General features: G+C 66.2%; 29 protein-coding genes and 2 pseudogenes. 17 read left to right on the top strand and 14 right to left on the bottom strand.

The window, feature by feature from the left end:
* The first annotated feature begins 73 nt into the window (after window positions 1–73).
* Window positions 74–757: a GntR family transcriptional regulator gene (locus tag DAD99_RS08370; RefSeq protein WP_185262108.1), complete on the top strand. Its 684-nt coding sequence runs from the start codon at window positions 74–76 to the stop codon at window positions 755–757.
* Window position 758: 1 nt separating this feature from the next.
* Here DAD99_RS08370 and DAD99_RS08365 read toward each other — a convergent pair whose 3' ends face one another.
* The 3 genes from DAD99_RS08365 to DAD99_RS08355 form a co-directional block, all read right to left on the bottom strand.
* Window positions 759–1,571, bottom strand: coding sequence for a putative hydro-lyase (locus DAD99_RS08365; protein ID WP_375372192.1), 813 nt, complete (start codon window positions 1,569–1,571; stop codon window positions 759–761).
* A 20-nt stretch (window positions 1,572–1,591) separates the two neighbouring features.
* Window positions 1,592–2,809: an NRAMP family divalent metal transporter gene (locus DAD99_RS08360; protein WP_227007808.1), complete on the bottom strand. Its 1,218-nt coding sequence runs from the start codon at window positions 2,807–2,809 to the stop codon at window positions 1,592–1,594.
* A 149-nt stretch (window positions 2,810–2,958) separates the two neighbouring features.
* Window positions 2,959–3,702 carry a GntR family transcriptional regulator gene (locus tag DAD99_RS08355; RefSeq protein ID WP_193341146.1) on the bottom strand — a complete coding sequence of 248 codons (744 nt, stop codon included), beginning with the start codon at window positions 3,700–3,702 and terminating at the stop codon, window positions 2,959–2,961.
* Window positions 3,703–3,809: 107 nt separating this feature from the next.
* Here DAD99_RS08355 and DAD99_RS08350 point away from each other — a divergent pair, with 107 nt between their 5' ends.
* The 11 genes from DAD99_RS08350 to DAD99_RS08300 all read left to right on the top strand — a co-directional run bounded on the left by DAD99_RS08350 (window position 3,810) and on the right by DAD99_RS08300 (window position 14,461).
* The gene (locus DAD99_RS08350) at window positions 3,810–4,574 is read left to right on the top strand and encodes a LamB/YcsF family protein (RefSeq protein ID WP_193341145.1); all 765 of its coding nucleotides are present in this window, start codon (window positions 3,810–3,812) and stop codon (window positions 4,572–4,574) included.
* Between the two features lie 46 nt (window positions 4,575–4,620).
* Window positions 4,621–6,288, top strand: a complete 1,668-nt coding sequence (locus DAD99_RS08345; RefSeq protein WP_193341144.1) for a 5-oxoprolinase/urea amidolyase family protein — start codon at window positions 4,621–4,623, stop codon at window positions 6,286–6,288.
* Between the two features lie 7 nt (window positions 6,289–6,295).
* A complete protein-coding gene (locus DAD99_RS08340; protein WP_193341143.1) occupies window positions 6,296–8,080 on the top strand; it encodes a biotin carboxylase N-terminal domain-containing protein in 1,785 nt (594 codons plus the stop codon).
* 220 nt (window positions 8,081–8,300) lie between these two features.
* On the top strand, window positions 8,301–8,603 hold the full coding sequence (locus tag DAD99_RS08335) for an urease subunit gamma (protein ID WP_193341142.1): 303 nt from the start codon (window positions 8,301–8,303) through the stop codon (window positions 8,601–8,603).
* Between the two features lie 15 nt (window positions 8,604–8,618).
* The gene (locus DAD99_RS08330; protein ID WP_193341141.1) at window positions 8,619–8,966 is read left to right on the top strand and encodes an urease subunit beta; all 348 of its coding nucleotides are present in this window, start codon (window positions 8,619–8,621) and stop codon (window positions 8,964–8,966) included.
* Window positions 8,963–10,675, top strand: coding sequence for an urease subunit alpha (gene ureC, locus DAD99_RS08325; RefSeq protein WP_193341140.1), 1,713 nt, complete (start codon window positions 8,963–8,965; stop codon window positions 10,673–10,675). Before DAD99_RS08330 ends, ureC begins: the two co-directional genes overlap by 4 nt.
* A gap of 24 nt (window positions 10,676–10,699) precedes the next feature.
* Window positions 10,700–11,185, top strand: coding sequence for an urease accessory protein UreE (ureE, locus tag DAD99_RS08320; protein ID WP_193341139.1), 486 nt, complete (start codon window positions 10,700–10,702; stop codon window positions 11,183–11,185).
* A complete protein-coding gene (locus DAD99_RS08315) occupies window positions 11,166–11,876 on the top strand; it encodes an urease accessory protein UreF (RefSeq protein WP_193341138.1) in 711 nt (236 codons plus the stop codon). The genes ureE and DAD99_RS08315 overlap by 20 nt, the downstream gene beginning before the upstream one ends.
* 42 nt (window positions 11,877–11,918) lie before the next feature.
* On the top strand, window positions 11,919–12,533 hold the full coding sequence (gene ureG, locus DAD99_RS08310) for an urease accessory protein UreG (protein WP_141138964.1): 615 nt from the start codon (window positions 11,919–11,921) through the stop codon (window positions 12,531–12,533).
* On the top strand, window positions 12,530–13,399 hold the full coding sequence (locus DAD99_RS08305) for an urease accessory protein UreD (protein ID WP_309233226.1): 870 nt from the start codon (window positions 12,530–12,532) through the stop codon (window positions 13,397–13,399). Before ureG ends, DAD99_RS08305 begins: the two co-directional genes overlap by 4 nt.
* Window positions 13,400–14,461, top strand: coding sequence for a HoxN/HupN/NixA family nickel/cobalt transporter (locus DAD99_RS08300; protein WP_193341137.1), 1,062 nt, complete (start codon window positions 13,400–13,402; stop codon window positions 14,459–14,461). It abuts the gene before it with no gap.
* A 53-nt stretch (window positions 14,462–14,514) separates the two neighbouring features.
* Here the strand turns inward: DAD99_RS08300 and arfB are convergent, their stop codons facing one another.
* The 3 genes from arfB to DAD99_RS08285 all read right to left on the bottom strand — a co-directional run bounded on the left by arfB (window position 14,515) and on the right by DAD99_RS08285 (window position 15,542).
* The gene (arfB, locus tag DAD99_RS08295; protein WP_193341136.1) at window positions 14,515–14,937 is read right to left on the bottom strand and encodes an alternative ribosome rescue aminoacyl-tRNA hydrolase ArfB; all 423 of its coding nucleotides are present in this window, start codon (window positions 14,935–14,937) and stop codon (window positions 14,515–14,517) included.
* A 75-nt stretch (window positions 14,938–15,012) separates the two neighbouring features.
* A complete protein-coding gene (locus DAD99_RS08290; protein WP_193341135.1) occupies window positions 15,013–15,279 on the bottom strand; it encodes a type II toxin-antitoxin system RelE/ParE family toxin in 267 nt (88 codons plus the stop codon).
* Window positions 15,276–15,542, bottom strand: coding sequence for a type II toxin-antitoxin system Phd/YefM family antitoxin (locus tag DAD99_RS08285; protein WP_193341134.1), 267 nt, complete (start codon window positions 15,540–15,542; stop codon window positions 15,276–15,278). The genes DAD99_RS08290 and DAD99_RS08285 overlap by 4 nt, the downstream gene beginning before the upstream one ends.
* Window positions 15,543–15,741: 199 nt before the next feature.
* Here DAD99_RS08285 and DAD99_RS08280 point away from each other — a divergent pair, with 199 nt between their 5' ends.
* Entirely contained in the window at window positions 15,742–16,974 is a 1,233-nt protein-coding gene (locus tag DAD99_RS08280) for a multidrug effflux MFS transporter (protein WP_193341133.1), read from the top strand.
* Window position 16,975: 1 nt separating this feature from the next.
* Here DAD99_RS08280 and DAD99_RS08275 read toward each other — a convergent pair.
* The 3 genes and pseudogenes from DAD99_RS08275 to DAD99_RS08265 form a co-directional block, all read right to left on the bottom strand.
* A pseudogene (locus DAD99_RS08275) lies at window positions 16,976–17,681 on the bottom strand (alpha/beta fold hydrolase).
* A gap of 9 nt (window positions 17,682–17,690) precedes the next feature.
* The gene (locus tag DAD99_RS08270) at window positions 17,691–18,470 is read right to left on the bottom strand and encodes an ABC transporter ATP-binding protein (RefSeq protein WP_193341132.1); all 780 of its coding nucleotides are present in this window, start codon (window positions 18,468–18,470) and stop codon (window positions 17,691–17,693) included.
* A gap of 31 nt (window positions 18,471–18,501) precedes the next feature.
* Window positions 18,502–19,656 (bottom strand): ABC transporter permease, encoded by a 1,155-nt coding sequence (locus tag DAD99_RS08265; protein WP_193341131.1) that lies wholly within the window; start codon window positions 19,654–19,656, stop codon window positions 18,502–18,504.
* 164 nt (window positions 19,657–19,820) lie between these two features.
* Between DAD99_RS08265 and DAD99_RS08260 the strand changes: the two genes are divergently transcribed.
* Complete coding sequence (locus DAD99_RS08260; RefSeq protein WP_193341130.1) at window positions 19,821–21,140, top strand: sensor histidine kinase; 1,320 nt, start codon at window positions 19,821–19,823, stop codon at window positions 21,138–21,140.
* Complete coding sequence (locus DAD99_RS08255; RefSeq protein WP_193341129.1) at window positions 21,140–21,793, top strand: response regulator transcription factor; 654 nt, start codon at window positions 21,140–21,142, stop codon at window positions 21,791–21,793. The genes DAD99_RS08260 and DAD99_RS08255 overlap by 1 nt, the downstream gene beginning before the upstream one ends.
* Here DAD99_RS08255 and DAD99_RS21605 read toward each other — a convergent pair.
* Entirely contained in the window at window positions 21,771–22,145 is a 375-nt protein-coding gene (locus DAD99_RS21605; protein WP_227007807.1) for a hypothetical protein, read from the bottom strand. The genes DAD99_RS08255 and DAD99_RS21605 overlap by 23 nt on opposite strands.
* A gap of 300 nt (window positions 22,146–22,445) precedes the next feature.
* On the opposite strand from DAD99_RS21605, the gene mptB reads away from it, so the two are divergent.
* Together mptB and DAD99_RS08240 are read left to right on the top strand one after the other, a co-directional pair.
* Window positions 22,446–24,065 carry a polyprenol phosphomannose-dependent alpha 1,6 mannosyltransferase MptB gene (gene mptB, locus DAD99_RS08245; protein WP_193341128.1) on the top strand — a complete coding sequence of 540 codons (1,620 nt, stop codon included), beginning with the start codon at window positions 22,446–22,448 and terminating at the stop codon, window positions 24,063–24,065.
* A 189-nt stretch (window positions 24,066–24,254) separates the two neighbouring features.
* A complete protein-coding gene (locus tag DAD99_RS08240; RefSeq protein ID WP_185262129.1) occupies window positions 24,255–24,842 on the top strand; it encodes a TetR/AcrR family transcriptional regulator in 588 nt (195 codons plus the stop codon).
* A 12-nt stretch (window positions 24,843–24,854) separates the two neighbouring features.
* On the opposite strand, the gene DAD99_RS08235 is transcribed toward DAD99_RS08240, so the two are convergent.
* From DAD99_RS08235 to DAD99_RS08220, 4 genes and pseudogenes are all read right to left on the bottom strand, one after another.
* On the bottom strand, window positions 24,855–25,241 hold the full coding sequence (locus DAD99_RS08235; protein ID WP_193341127.1) for a multidrug efflux SMR transporter: 387 nt from the start codon (window positions 25,239–25,241) through the stop codon (window positions 24,855–24,857).
* Window positions 25,241–25,564 carry a multidrug efflux SMR transporter gene (locus DAD99_RS08230; RefSeq protein ID WP_193341126.1) on the bottom strand — a complete coding sequence of 108 codons (324 nt, stop codon included), beginning with the start codon at window positions 25,562–25,564 and terminating at the stop codon, window positions 25,241–25,243. Before DAD99_RS08230 ends, DAD99_RS08235 begins: the two co-directional genes overlap by 1 nt.
* A gap of 125 nt (window positions 25,565–25,689) precedes the next feature.
* Window positions 25,690–26,328 (bottom strand): DUF5134 domain-containing protein, encoded by a 639-nt coding sequence (locus DAD99_RS08225; protein WP_193341125.1) that lies wholly within the window; start codon window positions 26,326–26,328, stop codon window positions 25,690–25,692.
* A 153-nt stretch (window positions 26,329–26,481) separates the two neighbouring features.
* Window positions 26,482–26,791: pseudogene (locus DAD99_RS08220) on the bottom strand (tyramine oxidase); the annotation flags it as partial.

Below are 26,791 nucleotides of genomic sequence, written 5' to 3'. Positions count from 1 at the left end.
CCTCAGCACCCCTATGCGCCGCCGGCGGTGCAAGCGGCGCGGGGAGTCCCCGCTTCTTCTGTAGATTGGATCCATGCCGATGAATGCCGCGCTCGAAGGGATCTCCGACGAGGTCCAGGCCACCCACGCCCACACCGGATCGTGGGTGGCTGCGGTGCTGCGTTCGCGTATCTCGGCCGGCAAAATCGCCCCTGGAACGAAGCTGTCCGAGCAGAAGCTTTCCGAGGTCCTGGGCGTCTCACGGAATACGCTGCGGGAGGCTTTCACGGTCCTCGCCGGTGAGTCCGTGGTGCAGCGCATTCCCAATCGCGGCGTGTTCGTGTCCGCGCCCCAGGCCGAGGATGTCCGTGAAATCTACCGGGTCCGCCGGCTGATCGAGCCGGCGGCCGTGCTGTGGGGGGAATGCCCCGCACAGACCCTGGATGCCCTCGATGCCATCATCGACCGGGCCCGCGCCGCCCTGAGCGCGGGGGCCGTTACGGAGATGGCCGATGCCAATCAGGACCTGCACAAGGCGCTGGTGGCGCTCTCCGGGAGTGCGTCAGTAGATGAACTTATGGACAAGGTCCTCGCCCAGATGCGGCTGGTTTTCCACGCCATGGCAACCACGTCGGACTTCCACAGCCAGTACGTGGAACGCAACGCCGCCCTCGTAGCGCTGCTGCACGCCGGCCGCCGGGAAGAGGCCGCGGCAGAGTTGCGCCTGTACCTGGATGTTGCCGAGCACGAACTTCTGGCGCAAATCGGAGCCCAGTAGCCTACGGCACCTGGTACGAGGTGTCCCGTGCGTCCGTAATCAGCATGTGCCCCGGGGCATGGCCAATGGCCAGTGCCGGCCGGGACTCCATCACGGCAGCCTGCGGTGTCACCCCGCACGCCCAGAAGACCGGGATGTGCCCGTCCGGGATCCGAACCGGGTCGCCGAAGTCCGGGAGGCCCAAATCCGCAATGCCCAGTTCGGCGGGGTTGCCCACATGGACCGGCGCACCGTGCACGGCCGGATAGCGGGAAGTGATGCGGACGGCGTCGGCCACCTGGGAGGCCGGAACGGGCCGCATGGAGACCACCAGAGGGCCGGCCATTTGTCCGGCCGGTTCGCAGCGGACCGACGTGCGGTACATGGGCACGTTCACTCCCTGGTCGATATGGGCCACCCGGATGCCGTTGTCCTGGAGGGCGGATTCGAAGGTGAAGCTGCAGCCCACAATGAATGTCACGAGGTCATCGCGCCAGTGGTCCGTGATGTCGGTTGGTTCGTCGACCTTCCGGCCCTCCCGGTACACCACGTACTTGGGCACATCGGTGCGGATATCCCCTCCGGCCAGCAGCGCACCGGAGGTCGCGCCGGCGTCCAGCACGCCCAGGACAGGGCAGGGCTTGGGGTTGCGCTGCGCGAACAGCAGAACATCGAAAGCCTGCGCCTTGGGCACGATGATCAGGTTGGCCTGCGCGTAACCGCTGCTCCAGCCGGAGGTGGGCGTCACGAGACCGCCGCGGAACAGGGCCCTCGCCTCCGCCGGGAGCAGCCCTGCCGGGTTTGCGGGATGGCTGACGGTGGACGGCACGTTCACCTCACGTAGTTTCAGGGGTTCTAGGCCCACAGCTTGGCCAGGCTGGTCAGCGAGCTGTAGCCAAGGAACAAGGTCAGCAGCCAGGCCACGATGCCAATGACAAGCAGGCCCTTGGGGTAGACGTAGCCCTGCATGAGGTCCCGGCGGCGCCAGGCCACCCAGAGCAGCACTCCGAAACCGACGGGGAGGATGAGGCCGTTGAAGGCACCCGCGAAGATGAGGAGCTGCTGCGGGGCCTGGCCGATCAGCAGGTAGGCCACGGTGCAGAAACCGATGAAGCCGACGGTGATCAGGGAGCGGGTGCGGGCTTTGGTGCTGGACTTCGTCACGAAGGAGACCGAGGTGTACGCCGCGCCGATCACGGAGGTGATGGAGGCAGCCCACAGGATGACACCGAAGACCCGCATGCCGATATCTCCCGCTGCGGCCTGGAACGCGGAGGCGGCCAGGTTGCTGCCGGTCAGGGCCACACCGCCGGCGACGACGCCGAAGATGGCCAGGAAGAGCAGGATGCGCATGACGCAGGTGACCAGGATCCCCACGATCGAGCTCTGTGTGATTTGTTTGACGTTTTCAACGCCGGTGACGCCGGTGTCCAGCATACGGTGGGCACCCGCATACGTGATGTAGCCGCCGATCGTTCCGCCGATGAGGGTTGTGATGACCAGGAAGTCGACCTTCTCGGGCATCACAGTGTTCTTGAGGGCCTCACCCAGCGGCGGCGCGGAAACCACTGCCACATACAGCGTCATCAGGATCATCAGGGCACCGAGGATCACCACGATCCGGTCGAGGGCAACGCCGGCCCTCTTGCTGAGGAAGATCAGGATCGCCAGGACGGCAGACACGGCCCCGCCGATTTTGGGATCCAGCCCCATCATGGCGTTGGTGCCGAGCCCGGTTCCGGCGATATTGCCAATGTTGAAGACGATCCCACCCACAAAGACGAGCGCGGCGAGGAACCAGCCGACGCCGGGAAGGACCTTGTTGCCGAGCTCTTGGGCCCGCAGGCCGGAGACGCCGATGATCCGCCAGACGTTCGCCTGTACGGCAATGTCGACCAGGATGGAGACCAGGATCGCGAAGGCGAAGGCGGCGCCGAGCTGGACGGTGAAGGCTGTGGTCTGGGTGATGAACCCCGGGCCGATGGCACTGGTGGCCATGAGGAACATGGCGCCCAGCAGGGCGGAACGCCGGGCGGCCGGTTTGAGGGCGGCCTTGATGGTGGTGGATTCCATGGGGGTCCCAACAGTTGGGTGACTGGCGTCACAACGATTGTCTCCCGCAACTGTACCGACTGTTGAACAATCTGCGCAAGGAATTGTTCAACAATTATAAAGACACTGTTCCGGTCCCGGCGAACTGCTCGGCCCTGGGGTAAGGTCGCTCAGTCGCCGTGGACGGCGCGCTGCTTCTCCTCCGAATTATTCAGGTACGCCAGCAGCAGGTCCCCGGCGCGGTCCAGTTGGCCGGCCTCCAGGGCCTTGAAGATTTCCTCGTTATCGTCGAGGTAGCTGCGGTAGAAGTGCGCATCCACGGTGGCCTTGTGAAAGAACAGCCGCATCTCGGCCAGCACCTGGGCCATAATCGAGTTGAGGCGCCGGCTCTCGGCCAGCGCCACGATGGCCCCGTGGAAATGCTGGTTCGCGCTACCGAGGGCCTCCTCGTCGTCCGCTGCCGCCGCGGCCCTGCCTTCCTCCACGGCCGCACGGACAGCGGCCACCCGCTCGGGGCTTCCGCCGCCGCGGATCGCGGTCACCTCGATGAACCGGCGCACGGTGTAGACGTCATGGATCTCGCCCGGCCCCAGGGTCGCGACGAACACGCCCCGGTTGGGATGCCGGACCACCAGCCGCTCGGCCGCGAGCTCGGCAAAGGCCTCGCGGATGGTGTTGCGGGAAACGCCCAGCTCCTCGGAGATGGTCGATTCGGTCAGCCGCGCGCCCGGCAGCAGCAGCCCTTCCGCCAGCTGCAGCCGCAGCTCGGCCGCGACCCGGTCCGCCACGGAGGGGGTGGCCACCCGCAGTCGGGCCGCCGGCCCCAGGGTCGCGCTGGCCTTGCCGGAGGCCTTGCTGCTTCCGGCGGGGGCTGAGCCGGGAATGCCAGGGAATCCTGAGTCGGCGCTCGTCATAGATGCGAATCTACACGATCGTCACATCGTGGAATTGAAGAATTGTTGAACAATTCCGGGATTTGGTGCATCCTAGATAGAGGAACCCCATGAGACGAGGATCACAAATGGCAACCATCGACCTGAACAGTGACGTCGGCGAATCCTACGGACGCTGGAGCCTGGGAGACGACACGGCGATGTTCCGCTCGGTTTCCAGTGCGAACGTGGCCTGTGGATTCCATGCCGGCGACCCCAGCGTGATCCGGAAGACCTGCCGCGATGCGGTGGCCGCCGGCGTCGTGATCGGCGCCCACGTCGGCTACCGCGACCTCGCGGGTTTCGGCCGCCGCTTCCTGGACATCGACCCGATCGAACTCGCGGACGACGTCGTCTACCAGATCGGCGCGCTGCAGGCCCTGGCCGCCGCGGAAGGCGGCAAGGTGACCTACGTCAAGCCGCACGGCGGCCTGTACAACGCGATCGTGGCGCACACCGCGCAGGCGAAAGCCGTCGTCGACGCCGTAAAATCCGTCGACCCTAACCTGCCCATCCTGGGCCTGCCGGGCTCGGAAGTGCTCCGCCTGGCCGAGGCCGCCGGGCTCCGCGCCGTAACCGAGGCCTTCGCGGACCGGGCCTACAACCCGGACGGCACCCTCGTGTCCCGCACGCTGCCCGGAGCGGTCCTGCACGACCACGCGGAGGTCACGGAGCATGTCCTCCGGATGGCCTCCGATTCCGCCGTCCGCACCATTGACGGCTCCATCCTGAAGATCCGCGCAGAGAGCATCTGCGTGCACGGCGACTCCCCGGGAGCCGTCACCATGGCCGCCGCAGTCCGCGAGGCCCTGACCGCCGCCGGCATCGGCACGGCCGCATTCGCCCACGCCTAAGCGACGCGGATCCAGACCAAAGCACCGGCAACGATGAAGGTAGCTGATGATTGAGACAGCGGGGGAAACCCTGGCAGTACAAAAAGCGGCAGTACAAAAAGTCCGTTCCGTGCGGGCGGTGGGAACCCGCGCGGTGCTCGCCGAGCTCACCGGAACCCAGGACGTGCTGGCACTGCAGGCGCTGCTTCTGGAGAACCCGTTGCCGGGCCAGCTGGACGTCCTCGCCGCGGCCGAGACGGTGCTGGTCACGGCGGACTCGCCGGTCTCGGCCCGGCGGATCGCCGCGCGGCTGCTCCGGTTCGACCTCATCGCGCCTGTGCAGCGGGACGGCGGGCTGGTGGTCATTGACACCGTGTACGACGGCGAGGACCTCGCCGAAGTGGGGGAGCTCACCGGCCTCGGAACCGAGGGCGTTATCGCAGCCCACACCGGGCAGATCTGGACCGTTGCCTTCGCCGGCTTCGCCCCCGGCTTCGGGTACATGGTGGGGGAGAACCAGGCCCTCGAGGTGCCGCGGCGCAGCTCGCCGCGCACCGCCGTCCCCGCCGGATCGGTGGCGCTGGCGGGCAACTACTCCGCCGTGTACCCGCGACGCTCGCCCGGCGGCTGGCAGCTGATCGGCCGCACCGGCGCCGCCATGTGGGACCTGGACCGGGAGCAGCCCGCCCTGGCCGCCCCCGGCCACCGCGTCCAGTTCCGCGCGGTCCGGGACGCCGTGTCGCTGGCCCCGGGACGCCCCGCCGAGGTTGCTGCTTCCGACATGACGTCTGGCCTGCGGGTCGTTTCGCCAGGCATGCAGAGCCTGATCCAGGATCTCGGCCGGTACGGCCACTCCGGCCTGGGCGTCTCCGCCGCCGGCGCGCTGGACCGGGCGTCGCTGCGCCGGGCCAACCGCCTCGTCGGGAACGCGCCGTCGGCCGCCGCCATCGAAACCGTCGCGGGAGGCCTCGCGGTGCAGGCAGTCGGGGACCAGGTCCTCGCCGTCGCCGGTGCCCCCTCGGACCTGACCATCGCGTCGCCGTCCGGGGATGACCTCGAGCCGGCCTGGCGCACCGTCCCGATCGCCACCCCCTTCGCCCTGCTCGACGGCGAAACGCTGACCATTGGCGCGCCGCAGAGCGGTTTCCGCAGCTACCTCGCCGTCCGCGGCGGCGTGGACATCGCCCCGGTGCTCGGCAGCCGTTCCACCGACACCATGTCCGGGATCGGCCCGGCACCGCTGGCTGCCGGCCAGCTCTTCGCCGCTGGCGGGGAGGCCGAATCCGGCGTCGTCGGGCACCCGGAACTGCAGCCGGACTTCCCGGGCGCCGGCGTCACCGTGCTCGACGTCGTTCCCGGCCCGCGCGCCGACTGGTTTGACGCCGCAGCGCTGGCGTCCTTCTGCGGCCAGGACTGGGAAGTGAATCCGCAGTCCAACCGCGTCGGCATGCGCCTGCAGGGAACCCCGCTGCAGCGCACCCGCCAAGGCGAACTTGCCAGCGAGGGCACCGTCGCCGGCGCCCTGCAGGTCCCGCCGGAAGGGCTCCCAGTGCTCTTCCTGGCCGATCACCCGATCACCGGCGGCTATCCGGTGATCGCCGTGGTGGTCGACTCCCAGCTGGACCTCGCAGCCCAGGTTCCCATCGGCGGGTCCATCCGGTTCCGCTGGGCTCCCGGCTACGGGCTGCCCACCAGCTTTTCCGAAGCATCCCCGAACATTCCCCAGACAAAGTGAGCATCTGATGCGTAAGGTCCTGATCGCCAACCGCGGAGAAATCGCCGTCCGCATCGCCCGCGCCTGCGAAGACGCCGGACTGGAGTCCGTGGCGGTGTACGCCGACGTCGATGCCGACGCCATGCACGTCTCCGCCGCGGACGAGGCCTACGCCCTGGGCGGCAACTCGCCGTCGGAAACGTACCTCGATATCCCCAACCTCCTGCGCGTGGCCGCGGAGTCCGGGGCGGACGCGGTGCACCCCGGCTACGGCTTCCTGTCCGAGAGCGCCGAATTCGCGCAGGCCGTCCTCGACGCCGGCCTGACCTGGATCGGACCCACCCCGGCGGCCATCCTCCAGCTGGGCAACAAGATCACGGCGCGCGAGATCGCCGTCCGCGCCGGTGCCCCGTTGGTGGCCGGCAGCGACGGCCCGGTGGATTCGGCCGCGGAGGTCCGCAGGTTCGCCGAGGAGCACGGCCTGCCGATTGCCATCAAGGCGGCCTTCGGCGGCGGCGGACGCGGGCTGAAAGTGGTCCGCGAGATGGACCAGATCGAGGAGTCCTTCGATTCCGCGGTCCGCGAAGCGGTGGTGGCCTTCGGTCGCGGCGAGTGCTTTGTGGAGCGGTACCTGGACCGGCCCCGCCATGTGGAGGCCCAGGTCCTGGCGGACCAGCACGGCAACGTGGTGGTGGTGGGCACCCGCGACTGCTCGCTGCAGCGCCGGCACCAGAAACTCGTGGAAGAGGCCCCCGCACCCTTCCTGACCGAAGAGCAGACCCAACAGATTTACGACGCCGCCAAGGCAGTGTGCCGCGAAGCCTCCTATTCGGGGGCCGGGACGGTGGAGTTCCTGGTGGCCGCCGACGGTACCGTCGCGTTCCTCGAGGTGAACACGCGCCTGCAGGTGGAGCACCCCATCACCGAGGAGACCACCGGCGTGGACCTGGTCCAGGAGCAGTTCCGGATTGCCGCAGGTGAGCCGCTGCGCTTCACCGCCGATCCCACGCCGTCCGGCCACTCGTTTGAATTCCGGCTCAACGCCGAGGACGTGGGCCGGGGCTTCCTTCCGTCGCCCGGCACGATCGCGACCTTCAGCGGCCCGACGGGTCCCGGCATCCGCCTGGACACCGGGGTCCGCTCCGGTTCCATCGTGGCGCCGCAGTTCGATTCCCTGCTGGCCAAGCTGATCGTCACCGGAGCCGACCGCCAGCAGGCACTGCGCCGTGCCCGCCGCGCCCTCGCGGAAATGGAGATCACCGGTGTGGCCACCGTCCTGCCGTTCCACCGGGCCGTTGTTCGGGCGCCGGACTTCACCTCCGAAACCGCGCTCGGCATTCACACGCGCTGGATCGAGACTGACTTCGCGGATTCCATCGCGGCGGATCCGGAGTTCGGCACGTCCGTTCCGGACGGTGAGCGGCGCACCATTACCGTCGACATCGACGGCCGGCGCCTCGCCGTCGGCCTTCCCGCTGACCTGCTGGACGGCTGGGCGCGCTCCGGTGCGGCCGTTCCGGCCGGTGTTTCCCTTGACGGGGCTGATTTGGATGGGGCTGGTTTGGATGGCGCTGCCGACGGCGGGGCTGGCGCCGCTGATCCCGGCGAGCTGCGGGCAGATATGGCCGGGACTGTGGTGAAGTGGCTCGTGGAGCCGGGCGCCGAGGTGTCGGCGGGCGACGCCGTTGTGGTTCTTGAGGCGATGAAGATGGAGACCCAGGTGACCGCGCACCGCGCCGGTACGCTGACCGGGATCCGCGCAGACGCCGGCGCCGTTGTGAGCGCCGGGGCTGTGCTGGCGATCATCGGCTGAGCCGTTCGGGCCTGCCTGGCTTAATCAGGAAAACCCGGCAGGAGGAATTCGCTCAACCTGGTCACAATGCGTGACGTTGATTCGACAGCGGTCGCCCGGGGCGTTTCCCTACGGGATTCTGATAGTCTTCAGTCATCCACGGGCCTCCCGGTCGCCTTTTGACCGGTTGTAGATAACGAGTGGGAGCTCGCGATTTATCGCGAATGATTGGGAGCCTTTAATGCATCTGACGCCACGCGAAAGCGAAAAACTGATGATTGTGGTTGCTGCCGACCTCGCACGACGGCGGCAGAAGCGCGGACTCAAGCTCAACCATCCGGAATCCGTCGCGATTCTTACGTACGAGCTGGTCGAGGGCGCCCGCGACGGACGCCGGGTGGCTGACCTCATGAGCTATGGCACCACCATCCTGACCAGGGACGATGTCATGGAAGGTGTCGCCGACATGATCCAGGACGTCCAGGTCGAAGCGACGTTCCCGGACGGCACCAAGCTCGTCACCGTGCACAATCCCATTCGCTAGGCGAAGGAGAACCCCATGAAACCCGGCGAATACATCCTCCGCCCGGAGCCCATCACCTGCAATGCGGGCCTCATTCCCCGCGCGCTCGCCGTGATCAATCGCGGCGACCGCCCCATCCAGGTGGGCTCCCATTATCATTTTTTCGAGGTGAACGATGCCCTCAAGTTCGACCGCGGGGCGGCCTACGGCTTCCGGCTGGACATCCCGGCAGGTACCGCGGTGCGGTTCGAGCCCGGGGATGAAAAGACAGTCAACCTGCTCGCGTTCTCGGGCGATCGTGCGGTCTACGGGTTCCGGGACCGCATCAACGGACCGCTCGAGCCGAGCCGCGGACTGATCTCCCTTCAGGATGACACCAAATGAGCTTCGAACTGAGCCGCAAACAGTACTCGGACCTCTACGGCCCCACCACGGGCGATGCCGTTCGCCTGGCCGACACGGATCTGTTCCTCGAAATTGAGTACGATCACACCAACTACGGTGAAGAGGCGGTGTTCGGCGGCGGCAAGGTCATCCGTGACGGCATGGGCCAGAACGGGCAGCTGGTCCGCGACGACGACATCCCGGATACCGTGATCACCAACGTGATCGTGCTCGACTACACCGGCATCTACAAAGCCGACGTGGCCCTGCGGGACGGGCACATCTTCAAGATCGGCAAGGCCGGCAACCCCCAGATTTCCCGGGGTGTGAACATCACCATCGGCGTTGCCACCGACATCATCGCGGGCGAGGGCAAGATCCTCACCGCGGGCGGCATTGATACGCACGTGCACTTTGTGAGTCCCGATCAGGTGCCGGTGGCGCTGGCGTCGGGGGTTACCACCCTGATCGGTGGCGGTACCGGACCGAGCGAAGGGACCAAGGCCACCACTGTGACGCCGGGCGCCTGGCACATTTCACGCATGCTTCAGGCGGTGGAGAACCTGCCGATCAATATCGGCCTGCTCGGCAAAGGCCACGCCAGTGCATTCGAGCCCCTCGCGGAGCAGATCCGGGCCGGCGCCATCGGGCTGAAGGTGCATGAAGACTGGGGCTCCACCACATCCTCGATCGACATGTCGCTGCGTGTTGCCGATGAGTATGACGTGCAGGTGGCCATCCACTCCGACACCCTCAACGAGTGCGGTTTTGTCGAAGACACCATTCGGGCCATCGGCGGCCGCGTCATCCACACGTTCCACACCGAAGGCGCCGGCGGCGGGCATGCTCCGGACATCATCAGGATCGCGGCGATGCCCAACGTCCTGCCGGCGTCGACCAATCCCACCCTGCCGTACACGGTCAACACCATCGACGAACACCTCGACATGCTGATGGTCTGCCACCACCTGAGCCCGGACATCCCCGAAGATGTGGCCTTCGCTGATTCGCGGATCCGCAAGGAAACCATCGCGGCGGAGGACGTGCTGCATGACATGGGCATCTTCTCCATCACCAGCTCCGATTCGCAGGCCATGGGCCGCGTGGGCGAGGTGGTCCTGCGCACCTGGCAGGTAGCGGACGCCATGAAGCGCCAACGCGGAAAGCTCGACGGCGACCCCGAGGTGGGAGACAACGTCCGACTCAAACGCTACGTCGCCAAATACACGATCAACCCGGCGATCGCCCACGGCATCGCGGACTCGGTCGGAAGCATCGAGGAGGGAAAATTCGCCGACCTCGTGCTCTGGGACCCGATGTTCTTCGGCGTCAAGCCCGAGCTCGTGCTCAAGGGCGGGCAAACGGTCATGAGCGTTATGGGGGATCCCAACGCCTCGATCCCCACCCCGCAGCCACGCACCCTGCGCGGCAACTTCGGGGCACTCGGGACCGCGGTACACACCTCGTCCATCACTTTCCTTTCCCAGGCCGCCATCGCTGCCGGAGTCCCCGAAGAGCTGGGCCTGCGCCGCGTGATCCGGCCGGTGAGCGGGATCCGCACCCTCACCAAGACAGACATGAAACACAACGGGGCGACACCGGATATCGGGGTCGACCCGGAAACCTACTCGGTGACTGTCGACGGCGAGCCGATCACGGCCGAGCCCTCGACAGTGCTGCCCATGGCGCAGCGCTACTTCCTCTTTTAGACACATATCCCTAAGGGGGCATATATGATCATCGACCACATCATCGCCAACCGGCACGATCTCCCCGACGGCGAGCTGGCCGGCCTCCACGAGGAGCAGGTCCTGCTGCCGAGCGCGGAACTCGTCAAAAAAATCCAGCGTGTGACCACGGACCACGGCCGTGAGCTGGGCATCCGACTCAGCGATTCCGCAGGCCCGGTGCGGGATCTCCGCGACGGCGACATCCTGTTCCGCGACCACAAAACGGTCATCGTGGTGACAGCCCTGGCAACGGACGTCCTTGTTATTGCCGCCCGCAGCATCCGTGAAATGGGGGTCGTGGCGCACAACCTCGGCAACCGGCACATGCAGGCGCAGTTTTTCGACGCCGATGGCGAGTACGGCGCCGACGTGATGGTGGTGCAGTACGACCACACGATCGAGGACTACCTGATCCACGCGGGCGTGCCGTACTCGCGCCAGGAACGTGTGGTGCCTGTGCCGTTCCGCCATGCCGGACACACCCACTGAGCGCGTGAACGAGCCGCCGACGTACCTGCTGCCGCTGTTGCAGCTCTCTGACTCTGCGCTCCCCACGGGCGGGTTCAGTCATTCCTTCGGGATGGAGACGTTCCTGGAACGCGGGCTCATCGACGGCGAAGCGAGCTTCGCCAGCTGGCTGGGCCAGTTTGTGAGCATCCAACTGACCTACAGTGACGGATTCGCCCTGCGCCTCGCGTTCGAGGCGTCCTCAGTGGACGGGATTGCCAGGGTCGACCGGATGATCGCCGCGGCGGCACTGCCCCGGGAGGTCCGCGAAGCAGGGACCAAGATGGGCGCACGGATGCTGGCCATCGCCGGAACCGTGGCGCCGGGTACACGGCTCGCGGACTACGCGGTCGACGTCGAATCTGGGCGTTGCGCCGGGCATCCGGCTGTCGCGTTCGGCGTTGCCGGCCGGCAGTTGGGCGTCCCGCTGGAGGAATTGCTGGCGAGCTATCTCTTCACGGCAGTCACGTCCCTGACCCAAAATGCCATCCGGGCCATCCCCATCGGGCAGGATGCCGGGCAGCGTGTCCTGCTGGGAACGCATCCGAAGATCATGGACGCAGTCCGCCGGATCCAGGCACTCGATGCCGACGACTTCGGAATCACGGCCCCCGGCCTCGAAATCGCCCAGATGCGCCACGAACGCCAGCGCGTCCGCATGTTTATGTCTTAGCAGTCCGCGGTTCGCCGCACCCAATACATAGCAAGGAGCACCATGAAACTCATCAAAATCGGCGTCGGCGGTCCTGTCGGCGCAGGCAAGACCCAGCTCGTGGAACGCCTGACCCGCCACCTCAGCGCCGAGATTTCGATGGCCGCGATCACCAACGACATCTACACCATCGAGGACGCCAAGATACTCGCGGCCAACGGGATCCTGCCCCTGGACCGCATCATCGGAATCGAAACCGGCGGCTGCCCGCACACGGCCATCCGGGAGGACACGTCGATGAATTCGGCCGCTGTGGAGGAGTTGCGGCTTCGCCACCCCGGCCTCGAAGTCGTCTTCATCGAAAGCGGGGGAGACAACCTCTCGGCCACATTCAGCCCGGAGCTGGTGGACTTCTCGATCTACATCATCGACGTGGCGCAGGGCGAGAAGATCCCGCGCAAGGCCGGCCAGGGCATGATCAAGTCCGACTTCTTCATCATCAACAAGAAGGATCTGGCCCCGTATGTGGGCGCCGACCTCTCCGTGATGGAAGCGGACACGCTCGAGTTCCGCGGCAACAAGCCGTACTGCTTCACTAACCTCAAAACCGACGAAGGCCTGGAGCACGTCATCAACTGGATCAGGCGCGACGTGCTTATGCTTGATCTCCGCCAGTGACGGGTGCACCCGCGCCGGAACTCCCGGTGCGCCGCGCCGCCGTCGAACTCGCCGGTACGCTCGCCCTCACCGTGGGTGTGCGAGGCGACCGCTGCATCGCCACCAGCCAGTACCACCAGGGGGCGCTGCGTATTCTCCGCCCGCACTACCTCGATGACACCGGCCAGGTCTGCTACGTGGTGATCAATCCCGGGGGCGGGTACGTCGGTGGCGACGAGTATGAAATCGACATCGCCGTGGAGACAGGGGCCCGGCTCCTGCTGACCACACAGTCAGCGACGAAGGTCTACCGCACGCCCGGGAACCGGGCCGAGCAGCGGACACACATCCGGCTCGGCCCCAACGCGAGCCTGGAATCCGTGCCGGACCCGCTGATCGCCTACCGCGGCGCAACCTACCGGCAGGCCACTGTGATTGAGATGGACGGCAGCGCCTCGCTGGTGATGGCCGAGATCGTCACCCCGGGCTGGTCGCCGGACGGCGCCCTGTTCGGCTACGACGAGATCCGTCTGCGGAACGAGATCTCGGTCAACGGGCGCCTGGCGGTGCTCGACAACCTGCTGATCCGCCCGCTGACCGGTGCCGCCCCGCTGGACGGCATGGCCTTCCTCGAGGACTACACCCACGTCGGTTCCCTCCTGGTCATGGATGCCCGTGTCGATGCCGCGCTCCTGAACGAGCTGCATGAGCAGCTGCTGCCGCTGGCCGGCGCGTGCAATCTGGGCATGTCACTGCTCGACGGCGGCCTGGCCATCCGGGCCCTGTCCCACGCCACCGAGCCGCTGGACGCCGTCATCCGCGCCGGCATCGATTTCCTGCGCTTCCGCTGGCACGGCCAGCCCCGCCTTAACCTTCGAAAGTACTAAATGAAAGCCGTCTTGAACCACCACGAGCGGGAAGCCCTCCCGACGGCCCGCCGCTTGGCGGTGACCTTCGCGGCTGTCGCCGCCCTTCACGGGGTGATGCTCGCGCTGCTGGCCGATTCCCTGCGGACAAACCACAACCCTGTGGTGCTCGGCCTGCTCATCACCGCTTACCTTGCCGGTGTGAAGCACAGCTACGACTGGGACCACATTGCGGCGATCGACAACTCCACCCGCCGCTTCGCGGCCCAGGGCCGCAGCCCCGTCAGCGTGGGCTTCGCCTTCAGCATGGGCCACAGCATGGTGGTTGTGCTCGCCGGGGTCCTTGTGGTCAGCGGTGCCGGCATCATTCAGGATGCACTTAATGACGGATCGTCCGCGAACATGGTTTTGAGTATTACCGGGGCATCCGTCTCGGGGCTGTTCCTGCTGACCATCGGCGTTTACAACGCCGCCGCGTGCCGACGTACCGCCTTGTTGTACCGCCGGGTCAAGGACGGTGCAACCGTCACCCGCGAGGCGCTCGCGCCGACCGGTCTGGTGGCCCGCCTGCTCGACAAGCCGCTCTCCCGGGTAAAACGCCCACGCGACATTTTTGTCCTGGGCTTCCTTTTCGGCCTCGGCTTCGACACGGCCTCGACCATCGCGTTCCTGCTCCTCACGGCGACGGCCGCCCTCGCCGGCATCTCGCCGGTCGCGCTGATGGCCCTGCCCTTCGGCTTCATGGCGGCGATGACGCTGTGCGATACGGTGAACGGCGTCGCCATGATGAAGATGTACCGAAGCGCCGTTGTGGACCCCCGGCGCCGTATCGGCTTCAACATGGTCATCACCGGTGTGTCCGCAGCCTCTGCCCTGTTCATCTCGGTCATCACCATCGCCGGTGTACTGCACGCGATGCTCGGGCTCACCGACCCCGTGACCACTTTCCTGGCTGAGCTCGACCTGGGCCACGCCGGGCTGGTCCTCGTGGCGCTGTTGCTGTTTATCTGGGCTGCGTATACCTGGGTCCGCCGCGCCGGCGGATCCGCCTCAGCCACAACGGGCGCAAACCCGCAGGGATAGGGCCCGACGGCGGGATCGCGGCTTGGTCCCGCCAGCGGGACCGTTGGGCGGCGCTACTCGGCTGACGGCCGTTGCCGTTGCCGTTTCGTCGCCGACCGCTGTTCCTTGGCGGCGAGGCGGCGGCGGTCCGAACCCCGGGTCGGTTTGGTCGCCCGGCGCTTGGGGCCTTCGGGTGCCAGGCCTTCTGCCACCAGCTCGGTGAGCTTGGCCAGGGCGGTCTCGCGGTTGCGCAGTTGGGAGCGCTGTTCGGAGGAAGCCACGGTGATGATTCCGGTAACGAGGCGTGGTCCCAGACGTCTCAGCAGCATCTGCCGTTGGTCATCCGAAAGGGCGGCGGAGCCGGCGATGTTCCACGAGAGTTCGGCGCGGCTGTCCGTCGTGTTGACGTGCTGACCGCCTGGCCCGGACGAGCGCGAGAACCGCCAGCGGAGTTCCGACGCGGGAATCGTGAGCGCGGGCGATACCTCCAGGTCCATGCAACCAGCGTTGCACACTATGGGCGTGATCCACGCCGTCCAGGCCCGGCCCCGGACGCAGTTGGGCGCACGCTCTTAAACCTGATGTTGGAAGATGTCGCGCCGGTGGCCCATGGCGACGACCAAGACGATCAGCTGTGCGTCCCGGATCTCGTAGATGATCCGGTAGTCGCCGGTACGGACACGCCAGTCGCCGCTGCTTCCGGAGAGCTTCTTGGCTCCTGGGGGACGCGGCGTCGCGGCGAGCAGTTCGATGGCGGCTTGGAGGCGTCGGCGTGCGTCGGGCGGAAGCTTGCGCAACTGCCTGACAGCGGCCGGAGCAAGCTGCACGGCATAGCTCACGCCAGGCCCAGTTCCGCCTTGACTTCCTCCCAAGGCACGGGGCCGTTGCCCGTCTCGGCCATTTCGTTCCGCGCAGAGCTCGCCGCGCGGAGATCCGCCAGGTCCTCGGCAGCCTCGATCAAGCGGGCGAGATCCTCGGCGTCGATCAAAGCGGCCACGCGGCGTCCCCGGCGTAGCAGGTACACCGGTTCATGATTCACCCGCGCGGTATCGACCGCTTCCGAAAGCCGGCTGCGTGCGTCGGTCACAGTCATCTCACTCATGACTGTATTTTAGTCCCAATCCGCCGAAACGTACATAAGCGCTATTAGAGCGAAAATGACGCTCCGCCACGCCCGTCGGGTGCAGCGGAGGGAGGTATTGGCAGGCCCCTGATAGGGAGGGCCCTCGCTAGGTCCGGTATGGACGGGTTGTATTGAACGTGAACCCCAGTCCTGCCCCCACCCCAAGAACGGAGCCAGCGTGACCGCCGTCGAAACCACGATTCCCGCACGCGAGCAGGCAGTCGGCCGCCCCCTGGCGATTGTGCTTGGCCTGCTGACCATCTTCGGTCCCATCTCCATGGACCTCTACCTGCCGGTCCTCCCGGCGCTCACCGCTGAGCTTCAAAGCACGACGTCGGTGGCCCAGTTGACCATCACCGCGTGTCTGCTGGGCCTCGCCATCGGTCAATTGGTGGCCGGGCCCCTCTCCGACCGGCTGGGTCGGCGGATGCCGCTGCTGATCGGCGTCGTTGCCTACACAGTCACCTCGGTTCTCTGTGCGCTGAGCCCGACCGTGGAGACGCTCATCATCGCGAGGTTCGTTCAGGGTCTGGCCGGAGCCGTGGGCATTGTCATTGCGCAGGCCGCCGGACGGGACGTCTACTCGGGCGCCAAGCTGATCCGCTACTACGGCCGCCTCACGGTTCTCGGCGGACTGGCCGCCATCATTGGTCCGGTCATTGGCGGGCAACTGGCCACCGTGACCGACTGGCGCGGAGTGTTCCTGTTCCTCGCCGCCGTCGGGGTCGCGGTCCTGGTGGCGTCATTGGTGATCTTCAAGGAGACCCTGCCCGCGAAACGGCGGGTGACCGGAGGCTTCTCCCATACCATCCAGGATTTCCGCCGGCTTCTTGCCGACCCGGTGTTCGTCGGCGCCGTGCTGATCACCGGGTTCACGTACTCGGCGGTCTTCGCCTATTTGAGCGGGGCAACATACATACTCCAGGGCACGTATGGGCTCTCCCCGCAGGGTTACTCGTTTGCCTTCGGCCTGAATTCACTGGGCTTTATGGTTTTCGGGTTCATGGCCGGCCGGCTCGCCGAACGGTGGTCCGAACGGGGGACACTCACCGTGGGCCTGATTATGACTGCGGCCGGCGCCCTGGGGCTGCTGGCGACGGCGCTCCTGCACCTGCCGCTGAGTGCAATTATTTTGTCCCTTTTCACTATGGTCAGCGGGGTTGCTGTGACCAGCCCGCCGGCCACCTCGCTGGCACTCAAGGATTATCCCGACATTGCCGGGACGGCCTCCTCATTGCTGGGGCTGGCCCGGTACGCCTTCGGAGGGATCGCCGCTCCCTTGGTGGGCATCGGCGGCGCCACCGACGCCGTTCCGTTCGGGATAGTTGCAGCCGTTTCCGCGGCAGCGGCCGTCCTTTGCCTCGGGCTGGTCAGCAGGCGGCGTGGTCCAGGTGTTATCGGCCGGATGTAAGTCACCCCGCCCGCTCGACCGCCGCCAGGATCGCCTGGCCAAGCTCCACGGGTTTGGTGAACTGGGGCCAAGTGCCCGGTGGGGAGGTCCACGTACTCGATGTCGCGGATGCGAGCCAATTCCTCGGTGAAGGGGTGGCTGGTGTCGATCCATTCGGTCAGGAGCGATGACGGGAATTCGCACGCGATCACCGTGGCGGGGACGTCGTAGCGGCGGATGTCATGCAGGCGCTGCCGGCCGTAGGCCACACCCTTGGGCTGCGGAATGGCGCGGGCCCGGAAAGATGCGCGGAGCTCGTCGGTGAGGTCCACCAGGTCGGCGTCCTCGAATCCGTCCCACGGCGGCAGCGGCACGTCGTCGCCGTCGGTGGGCAGCTCGTCATTTATGGCGCCGCCTTCGCCCAGGGGTCCGCTGTCCACGTAGATGTTCCGCGCCACCCGGTCTGGCCGCGCGTCCGCCACCGCGTGGATGATCGCGCCCCCGCCGGAGTGCCCCACGAGGACCACTTTTCCCTCGAGGCGATCAACAAAATTTACGACGGCGGCAATATGGTCCTGAAGGCTGATGCCGGCCCGGGGTGTATCGACAGATTCGAGGCCGGGCAGCGTCAGCGGATGGGTTGTGTGCCCGGCCGCCTCCAAGGCAGGCGTCACCTCCTCCCACGATGAGGCGTCCAACCAGAAACCGGGTACCAGGATGATGTCCATGACGGAACCCTACTCCGCGCCCCCGGCACTGGGTAAGGCATTAAGCAAGGCGCCGGGTACGGCCGGTGCAGACAAACCGCCGTCGCGCATTGCGGCGACGGCGTCGGTCAGCGGCACGAATTCCGTGTCGTGTGTGACCATCACGGTGGCCACTTTGAACTCGTCCGTGACCCGGCGAAGCAGCCCGACGATGGAGGCGCTGCGCGCGTGGTCCAGCGCCGCCGTCGGCTCGTCCACCAGCAGTACTTTGGGACTGCCCATCAGGGCCCGGGCAATGTTCACCCGCTGCCGCTGCCCGCCCGAGAGCTGATGCGGACGCTTGTCCGCGGACCCGGTCAGGCCCACCAGATCCAGGAGTTCCACGGCGCGCGAACGCGCGGCCTTCAGGGACTTGCCGCGCAGGTGGTGGCCGATCATCAACTGCTCGACGGCGGTCAGGGAGGCCAGGAGGTTGGGCTGCTGGAAGATGATGCCCACCTTCTCCCGTCGCAGCGCGGTCAGTTCCTTGTCCTTCAGTCCCGCCGTGTTGGTCCCGTCAATGACCACGTCCCCACTGGTGGGGCGGACCAAGGTTGCCGCCACGGCCAGGAGGCTGGATTTGCCCGAGCCGGACGGGCCCACCAGCGAAACCATCCGGCCTGCCGCGACCTGGAGGCTGACGCTGTCCAGGGCCTTAACGGTTCCGCCGCCGTCCGGGTATTCGAGGGTGACGTTGGTGAGGGCCAGCGGCGGGCGGGCCAGGACGGGGCCGGCAGTTGGCGTGGCCAGGAGTGCAGGTGTGACAGACATGGGAAGTACCTTTCGGAGGGTGAAAAAGGAGTTAGTTGCCGCCGAGAGCGATCAGCGGATCGACGGTGGTCACCTTGCGGACTGCCAGCGCGGCACCCGCCATGCCCAAGGCCACAATTCCCAGCACGGGCAGCAGCGTGGTGGCTGGCGTGACCAGGAACGGCGCCGCCTGGGCTGCGGCGAACCCGCCAAGAATTCCGACCGCCCCGCCCAGGCCAGCGCCGGCCAGCAGCACGATGGCGGCCTGGGTCATGGCGTCGCGGAGCACGTAACCTCCGGACGCGCCCATGGCCTTGAGGACTGCGATATCGCGGGTGCGTTGAACCGTCCAGACCGTCAGGAACGCCACGATCACCAGCGCCGAAATCCCATAGAGGAATGCCTGCATCAGCATCAGCGACCCGTTTTCGCTCTTAAAGGAGCCCAGCGCCTGGAACGATCCTGTGCGGGTGGTGCTGACAGTCTGCGCCATCGCATTGGCCGACTCCTGGTCCACCTCGGCGCCGTCCTGGAAGGTGACCGCCACGACGGTCGCCACGGGCGTGTTCCCGGGCGTGTTCCCCGGCGTGCTGCCGGCAGCCGGAGCCAGGTGCGCCACCTCGGTCCAGGTGGGCAGCGCTGTCCACACCACGCCGGTGTGCGAATACCACTGGTCATCCACGACGGCGGTGACGGTCACTTCAGTGCCACCCACCGTGGCGCTGTCTCCGACGTCGAGCGAGAGATCTGCGGCGACGGTCGCGCCGATCACCACCGACCCCGCCTTGACCGGCGACGGAGCCAGATGCCCGTCCTCGGCAACACCGAACACCGCCACGTTGGTGGTGCCGCCGTCGCCGCCCTGGAGGCGGGACTGGCTGATACCCAGGGCCTCGGCCCGGGCCACCCCGGCGGTGCCCTGCCAGCTGTCCACCTGCGCTGCCGTCACCTCGCTCTCGGTGAAGGACGCCGTGGGCTGGTTGGCGCCCGGGGCGCCAAAAACGATGCTGTCCACCGGCTTGGCCTCAGCGCCGGAGCCAGGACCAGACCCGGCACCCAGCTTCCCGATGGCGGACGTGGACTGGTCGCCCAGCCCGGCGGTGAGCCCGGACAGCAGCACCAACAGCAGTGTCACCAAGGCCACCACGCCGCCCATCAGGGCAAACCTGCCCTTGGCGAACCGGATATCGCGAATAGCGAGAAACACGTTGTACTTCCTTCAGTGGGGTGGATTTCCTTCTGATTCCACTCTCCGGCGCATCCGCCCAACCCGCATCGGGGACTTGGTTGAGCCGGGCGGGACAAAGGGCTGACGGGGCGGTCAACCTTTTGGTTGATCCGTACGTCCCCGCCGGCGCATAAGCTGAGCAAATGCCTGCCGCTGACCCACAGACCACCACGTCGGGGGCTGCCATCCTGCGGTTCCTGCGGGTGACGCTTCATGTCGGTTTTGCCGTGCTGCTGCTGGTTGCCATCCTGCGGCTCCATTTGGCGGCTGGCGCGGACGGCGCGGCAGCCAGCCAGCGCCTTGCCTGGTCACTACTCGCACTTGCCTTGGCGGCCGCGTATCTCGCCGGCACCATCCTGGAAAAGCGCTTCGCCGCCGGCCGTTCCAGCTTCAACCCGCACCCCTACGCCGCCCCTTGGCTGGGCCTTGTCACGGTGCTGTGGGGCATCCTCCTCGCGGGCAGCGCCGAGTTTTCCTGGGTCGCCTTTCCGCTTTTCTTCCTCCACCTGCATGTCCTCCCGCGACGAATTGCGCTGCTCACCATAGCCGCGATGACGGCCGCCGTTGTTGCCTCGCAGTGGGTGGCCAGCGGACTGCCGTTACCCACCCTCCCCATAATCCTGGGACCGGGGCTGGGTGCCGTTTTCGCCGTAGTCACCGGGCTCGCATACCGCGCTCTCTACGAGGAGAGCGAGGCGCAGCGGCTGGCCGCGGACGAACTCCGGCGCACCCGGGCCGAGTTGGCCAAAACCCAGCACGACGCCGGTGTCGCAGCTGAACGTGAGCGCCTGGCCCGCGAAATCCACGACACCCTCGCGCAGGGCCTGTCCAGCATCGTCCTGGTGGCGCGGGCGGCGGAGAAGTCCCTGGCCAGCGGCGATCTTGCCGCCGCCGCCGAGCGGTTCGCGCTGGTGCAGCAGACGGCGTCGGAAAACCTCGCGGAGGCCCGCAGCTTTGTCCGCGGCCTCGCGTCGCCGCAGCTCCAGGAGTCGTCGCTACCGGAGAGCCTGCAGCGGCTCTGCGCCGAAACCGAAACCATGGCGGCCGCCCGCGGTGACGGACTCCGCTGCCTCTTCGAGCTGGTGGGCAACCCCGCGGAGCTGCCGCCACAGTACAGCGTCACCCTGCTCCGGGCCGCCCAGGCCAGCCTGTCCAACATCCGGCTTCATGCCAAGGCAAGCACCGCCGTCGTCACCCTCGCGTTCCTCGGGGACGAGGTCACACTGGACGTGTACGACGACGGCACGGGCTTTGTGCCGGAGGCGCCCGGTTCCGGCGTGGCCGGCCGGGCGGACGGCAGTGGGTTCGGGCTGCGTTCGCTTGCTGCCCGGGTGGGTGAGCTGAGCGGCTCGGTGGACGTGGAGACGGCGCCGGGCGAGGGGACCGTCATCGCCGTCCGGCTGCCGCTCACAGGCGGGGCGATACCCGGGCAGCAGTTGCCCGGCCCGGGAGGGGAAAACTGATGGGGGAGCTCCGCATTCTGCTGGTGGATGACCACCCTGTGGTCCGCGCGGGCCTGCGCGCCATGCTGACCGAATTCGAGGACTTCAGCGTGGCTGCCGAGGCCGCCGACGGGGACGCTGCGCTGCGCGAACTCGCACGGCTGCGGACGCTGGGGGAGCGCGTGGACGTGGTGCTGATGGATCTGCAGATGGGCACCGGGATGGATGGTGTTACCGCCACGGCAGCGATCCGCAAACTGGAATCCCCGCCACCGGTCCTGATCCTGACCACGTACGACACCGAGGCGGACATCCTGGCTGCCGTTGAGGCGGGCGCCAGTGGTTACATGATCAAGGACGCCCCGCCGGAACAGATCCGCCAGGCGGTGTTGTCAGCGGCGGCCGGCCAGACGGCGCTGGCGCCCAAGGTTGCGGCACTGTTGATGTCTCGGATCAGCAGCCCGGAAACCGCCCTCACAACCCGTGAGGTCCAGCTCCTTGAACTGCTGGCCACCGGCTTGACCAACCGCGCCATCGCCCGGCGGCTCTTCATCTCCGAAGCCACCGTCAAAACACACCTCGTGCACATCTACGGCAAGCTCGGCGTGGACAACCGGACGTCCGCCATCGCCCTGGGCACGCAGCGGCGAATTATCCGCACGCCGGGCCAGTAACGGTTCCGTATTCGGCGTGCATTGCTCCGTCGTCAGGGGAACTTTGAGGTGACCCGATCTTTGCGGACTTAACGATCGCACCGTGGCCCTGAAGGAACATTTTTCGGCCGCCACCGTGATCGGTCCAGACCCAGATGATGGAGAAGTCCGCCGTGGCGGCATCCACAACCCCGGTGCCGGTGAGTGTTCCTTCGACGAAGCTGACCTGCTCACCGACAACAAACCTCGGGTGGCGGATCCGGTTCTTCCTCCTGCGAGAGGATGTGAGGCTGCCTGGAGCCATCATCGGGTGGCTCCAGCGGTGCTGGGAGCGGTCTTTTGGTGGTGAGTCATGGGCATCCTTCGGTCGCATGGTGGCTCTGCCAGCTCATTACAACCCTGCCCGCTGCTCCCAGGTCACGCTCTGTGTACGTGGTGGGTCCAGCCTAACCGGGAGTAGGTTCGCGGTGCCTTCCGAACCCAATGCGACCAAGCATCATTTCCCGCTGCGGCGTGCAAAGGGCGGCGCGACGCCTCATTGCGTAACAGGGGGTCCGTCCGCCCCCAGCATGCTGGGGCAGGCCGCGGCCCAACTGCTAAAATGGCTGGGTTGTAGACCGGCCTATAGCTAGTCCAGCCAGCGCCGTAACATAAGTAGGGGACCACACAAGAGATGACGGCAGGCGGTTCGCACATCAGCACTTCGAAGAACTTCCCCGGTCCGTCGAAAAAGACAGCCGCCGGCGCGGAGTTCCCGAAGTCGGCTGCTACCGCTGCAGTTCCCCCCACGAAGCCCCGGGTATACGTCGCCACCGGGCAGGGGTTCCTCGGCGCGCTCATGATGTTTGTTGGCTCGATCGGAACGGGCTGGATCGCCAACGGCTCACCCATGATCCGCCAGCCGGTGGTCATCGCCCTGCGGACCGAGGGCTGGGGTGTGACGCTGTCCACCGTGCTTTTGACGGTGGGGGCCATGCTCCTGATGCGGTCCTGGCTCAGGCTGGGCCAGCGGCTGGGTGACTGGGGCGAACACTCGCTGCGGTCGGTGGTCATAGCCATCTCCGCCTGGTCCCTGCCGCTCCTGCTGGCCGTCCCCATTTTCTCCCGCGATGTCTACGCCTACACCGGCCAGGGCCGCCTGGTCATGGAGGGGCAAAATCCCTACACCGTGGGCATCTCCACACTCAACAACTGGTTCGCCCTTGGCGCGGACCCGGCCTGGGCAGAGAACAGGACCCCTTACGGGCCCTACTTCCTGTGGCTCGCCCGCGGTGTTGTGCAGCTGACAGGGGCCCAGCCCGACGTGTCCGTGCTGCTTTTCCGCCTGATCGCCGGCTTCGGGGTTCTGCTCTGCGTCATCTACGTGCCGAAGCTGGCAGAACTGCACAGTATTAACGGCGCGCGGGCGCTCTGGATCGCGGTGGCCAACCCACTGTTCCTCATCAGCTTCGTGGCCAGCGCCCACAACGACGCACTGATGGTGGGCCTCGCCGTCGCCGGTGTCTATTTCGCCGCGACGAAGCGCTACTTGGCCGGCATCCTGCTGGTCACCGCCTCCATCGGGATCAAGCCGATCACCGTGCTGCTGCTCCCGTTCATCGGGGTGATGTGGGCTGGGCCCGCCGCCTCGTGGACGCGGAAGTTCCTCATTTGGGGCGCGACGGCGGGAATTAGTTTCGCCGTGCTGGCCGTCAGCGGGATCCCCTACAACCTCGGGTTGGGCTGGGTGTGGGCCATCATGGACCCGACGCCGGGGTACACCGGGTATTCGCCGTCGGGGTTCCTGGGGCAGCAGGTCGAGTTCCTCGGCAATGTGCTGGGACTGCCGGGCGGCACTATCGCGGACCTTTTGCGGACGGGCATGAAGTGGGCGGCTATAGGCCTGGTGCTGCTGCTGATGTTCCGTGGCGATTACTCGCGGGCGGTGCGCCGGCTGGCCCTGGCGTTCGCTGCCGTTGTGATGCTTTCGCCCATCATCCAGCCCTGGTACATTCTCTGGTTTGTGCCGTTCCTGGCTGCCACCGGCATCCGGAACGACTGGCAGATCCGGTGCCTCTACGTGGGTGTGACGTTCTTTGTGGTGTTCGGCGCGCAAGACCAGCTCTCGGTCTGGTCCTTTGTAGAGCTGGCCATTGACGCGTCGTCTTTGGCGTTCGTGACGGCGCTGCTGTTCACGTTCTACCTCCTGGTCCTGGACATCCACACGCGAAAGCTGCTGATCGAGGGCAAACCCTCGGACTGGGCCCGGCGTGGATGGGGCTGGGTGCAGGAGCAGCGGCGAAGGGTCCGCTGAGGCGCGCCCTACTGGTTGCACTCCTTGCTCTATGTCGGCACGCAAGAAGGAAGAAGCTTGACTGTTACACCACGAATGTTCAAGTCAACCGTTCGTGAAGAGGGGCCTGGGCCTTTTTTCGAACGCGCAGGCAATAGTCTTGAGGAAGTGTCCCTGACGGGCCGAAATCGGGAGACTGGAGAGTGAGCTATGCGGGTATCCGCTGAAGATCGAAAAGAACAGCTGATTTCAGCGACAGTTGAACTTATGCGTCGTGAGGGCGTTCAGTCCGTGACCATCCGGGCCATTGCCAAGGAGGCTAACGCTCCACTGGCTACAGCACACTATTGCTTCAGCAACAAAGAGGAGCTGATGGAGGCGGCCGCCGAGGCTTGGTTTAAGAACTTGAGCCGCTTCTCAAGCGACGTCCCGGTCCATTTAGGCCTTCGCAAGGCTGTGGAACAGGTAGCCGAAGGCTACTGGCGCGCCCTTGAGGAAGAGCCCGAAAGCATACTTTCTGAGATTGAACTCATTTTGTGGGCAACACGCAATGCCGCCGTCAGCCCGCTGGCCGGGAGGATTTATCCCGCCTATGAAGTGGAACTCGGAAATATGTTCGCTTCCGCCGCCCAGAACACCGGCGAACAGTGCCTCATGGAGTTCGCTACGCTGGTCAGGATTTTTTTGATGATTTACGACGGAGCGGCCATTCAATACATGACCGACCCGAAGGCCGCCGATCATCGCGCCCAGTTCTTTATGATGATTGACGCACTTCTCCTCAAAGCCGGCGTCTGAACCAGCGCGGCCTCAGGCGGGCACCTTGGTGTCGGAACGGTCGGAACGGTCGGCAGGGGATGTGGCGACTGCCGGCAGGGATTTCAATCCCGCCGCGCAGCCCACAATCCCGGCGATGAAGAGTACCTTCAACAGGCTGAAGGGTTCGACGCCGGTGGCCATCGCCCAGCCCACCGTCAGCGCAGCGCCGATTCCCACCCAGACGGCGTAGGCGGTGCCGAGCGGGATGCTGCGGATAGCCAGGCCGAGGCCGGTCATGCTCAGGGTGGCCGTGACCGCGAAGACCAAGGTGGGCAGCAGGTGGGTGAAACCATCGGAATTGCCCAACGCCGTGGCCCACACGGCTTCCAGTACGGCGGAGGCGAGGAGCAGCAGCCAGGCGACGGAACGCTTGGTCATTACGCCACCACCTTGAGGCCAACCACGCACGCGGCGATGCCGGTGAGCAGCAGGAGGCGGGCCGTCGTCGGACGTTCCGTTTTGGTGATGATCGCGTAGGCGGAGGTCAGCACCACGCCTACGCCCACCCAGACGGCGTAGGCGGTCCCGGTAGGGATGGACTGCATGGCGAGGGCGAGTCCGCCCATGCTGGCGACGGCGGAGACCAGGAAGAGGAGCGCGGGCGGGACACGGCGCCGGCCGGAAGATTGGAAGGTCCGGTGCAGGGCGGCGGCCCAGACGGCCTCCATCGACCCGGAAAGAATGAGGATTAACCACGACATAACAGATCCTTTGGCCTCGCTTGTAGGACCCGACGGCGGGTGGCCGGGCCGGAAGTCAGTCTCAAGATCAACCTCCCCGTGGGTTTGTACCGGGGCCTCCCGCAGTGTTCACTGGGGATCAACACCTAAGCCATGGTGGCGAACATGAGGGCCATGATGGCGGCGCCGAGGGCTTCGAGGCTGTGTTTTTCCCGGGGGGAGTGAGCGGTCTTTTTGGGCTCCGTGGTTGCCGGTTTCCGGGTGCGCAAAAGAAGGGCGATGAAGATCAGCGCCGCGGTTGCGAAGATGATTGTCAGCGGGGTGGCGAGGCTGGGTAGATGATCGAGGGTTGCGGTGGCAGTGGCGCGGGGTAGCTGGGGCATTGCGTGGTGGGCGTTGGGCAATGGCATGGTTTCTGCGGCGCCGGGGGTGATGTGGCTCGTCATCATGGTGATCATGAGTGCGGCGCCGGCCATGCTGACGCTGTGGTAAACGCATTTCAGGCGGCTCAGGCTGCCTGTGCAGAGTATTTTGAATTCGGGCCGGGCGACGGCCTGGATAATGAACCAGAGCGCTGCGCCGGTGAGGACGGCGATCTGGGCCAGCACGGTGGAGGGTGCGAGGTTCCAGAGCATGGCGGCCATTAGGAGGTTCATGAGGGCGTGGAGGCTGTTGTTGACCCGTTCGATGAATTGGTCGGGTTTGGTGGCCTGCAGGAGGTGGTAGCTTCCGCTGAGCAGCAGGACGGCTGTGAGGGTCCAGGTAATTGCGGGGATATTGAACACGCGGATCACACTCTCGCTACAGGGTTTGGGTTAGGTGCAGGCGGTCCCCGGTGCTTTGGTTACAGCACCGGGGACCGCCTGTTTGAGGGTTGTTCGTTTTTCCAGCTTTAGCTCAGATGCCTGGTTCTTTGCTTTCCTGAAGCTGGTCCGGGCTTATTTGTCGGTGGTGCAGCATGTTTCGGTGTTGGTTGTTTGGGTTCGGTTTTCGTTGGTGGGGAGGTTGAGGGTGGGGTTTTGGTCGAAGAATCCGTGGGGTTCGAGCATGAAGCCGATGTTTTGGCGGGGCATGATGGGCCAGTCTTCGAGGCGGACGACGTGGTGCATGCCGAAGGTGTACCAGACTACGAGGTCTTGGTCCACGATGTTCCGGTCTGCTTGGGTCCAGATGTGCAGGCCGTCGTCGGCGCCGGTGGCTTGGTTGGGGAATTCGCCGGCGGCGAAGCGTTCGGTGCGGTTGTAGGCG

The sequence above is a fragment of the Pseudarthrobacter sp. AB1 genome (assembly GCF_014926485.1).
In the GTDB taxonomy this organism is placed as follows: Bacteria; Actinomycetota; Actinomycetes; order Actinomycetales; family Micrococcaceae; genus Arthrobacter.
Note: the sequence above shows the minus strand (reverse complement) of the source record. Positions and strands in the feature narration are given on the sequence as shown.

Bases quoted from the DNA above. Each gene is read 5' to 3' on its own strand.
- ureE (WP_193341139.1), top strand. From the start codon at position 10,700: ATGATCATCGACCACATCATCGCCAACCGGCACGATCTCCCCGACGGC.
- DAD99_RS08370 (WP_185262108.1), top strand. From the start codon at position 74: ATGCCGATGAATGCCGCGCTCGAAGGGATCTCCGACGAGGTCCAGGCC.
- DAD99_RS08270 (WP_193341132.1), bottom strand. From the start codon at position 18,470: ATGTCTGTCACACCTGCACTCCTGGCCACGCCAACTGCCGGCCCCGTC.
- DAD99_RS21605 (WP_227007807.1), bottom strand. From the start codon at position 22,145: ATGCGACCGAAGGATGCCCATGACTCACCACCAAAAGACCGCTCCCAG.
- DAD99_RS08315 (WP_193341138.1), top strand. From the start codon at position 11,166: ATGCCGGACACACCCACTGAGCGCGTGAACGAGCCGCCGACGTACCTG.
- DAD99_RS08330 (WP_193341141.1), top strand. From the start codon at position 8,619: ATGAAACCCGGCGAATACATCCTCCGCCCGGAGCCCATCACCTGCAAT.
- DAD99_RS08350 (WP_193341145.1), top strand. From the start codon at position 3,810: ATGGCAACCATCGACCTGAACAGTGACGTCGGCGAATCCTACGGACGC.
- DAD99_RS08340 (WP_193341143.1), top strand. From the start codon at position 6,296: ATGCGTAAGGTCCTGATCGCCAACCGCGGAGAAATCGCCGTCCGCATC.
- DAD99_RS08355 (WP_193341146.1), bottom strand. From the start codon at position 3,702: ATGACGAGCGCCGACTCAGGATTCCCTGGCATTCCCGGCTCAGCCCCC.
- mptB (WP_193341128.1), top strand. From the start codon at position 22,446: ATGACGGCAGGCGGTTCGCACATCAGCACTTCGAAGAACTTCCCCGGT.
- DAD99_RS08345 (WP_193341144.1), top strand. From the start codon at position 4,621: ATGATTGAGACAGCGGGGGAAACCCTGGCAGTACAAAAAGCGGCAGTA.
- ureC (WP_193341140.1), top strand. From the start codon at position 8,963: ATGAGCTTCGAACTGAGCCGCAAACAGTACTCGGACCTCTACGGCCCC.
- DAD99_RS08230 (WP_193341126.1), bottom strand. From the start codon at position 25,564: ATGTCGTGGTTAATCCTCATTCTTTCCGGGTCGATGGAGGCCGTCTGG.
- DAD99_RS08335 (WP_193341142.1), top strand. From the start codon at position 8,301: ATGCATCTGACGCCACGCGAAAGCGAAAAACTGATGATTGTGGTTGCT.
- DAD99_RS08255 (WP_193341129.1), top strand. From the start codon at position 21,140: ATGGGGGAGCTCCGCATTCTGCTGGTGGATGACCACCCTGTGGTCCGC.
- DAD99_RS08235 (WP_193341127.1), bottom strand. From the start codon at position 25,241: ATGACCAAGCGTTCCGTCGCCTGGCTGCTGCTCCTCGCCTCCGCCGTA.
- DAD99_RS08240 (WP_185262129.1), top strand. From the start codon at position 24,255: ATGCGGGTATCCGCTGAAGATCGAAAAGAACAGCTGATTTCAGCGACA.
- DAD99_RS08285 (WP_193341134.1), bottom strand. From the start codon at position 15,542: ATGAGTGAGATGACTGTGACCGACGCACGCAGCCGGCTTTCGGAAGCG.
- arfB (WP_193341136.1), bottom strand. From the start codon at position 14,937: ATGGACCTGGAGGTATCGCCCGCGCTCACGATTCCCGCGTCGGAACTC.
- ureG (WP_141138964.1), top strand. From the start codon at position 11,919: ATGAAACTCATCAAAATCGGCGTCGGCGGTCCTGTCGGCGCAGGCAAG.
- DAD99_RS08360 (WP_227007808.1), bottom strand. From the start codon at position 2,809: ATGGAATCCACCACCATCAAGGCCGCCCTCAAACCGGCCGCCCGGCGT.
- DAD99_RS08260 (WP_193341130.1), top strand. From the start codon at position 19,821: ATGCCTGCCGCTGACCCACAGACCACCACGTCGGGGGCTGCCATCCTG.
- DAD99_RS08300 (WP_193341137.1), top strand. From the start codon at position 13,400: ATGAAAGCCGTCTTGAACCACCACGAGCGGGAAGCCCTCCCGACGGCC.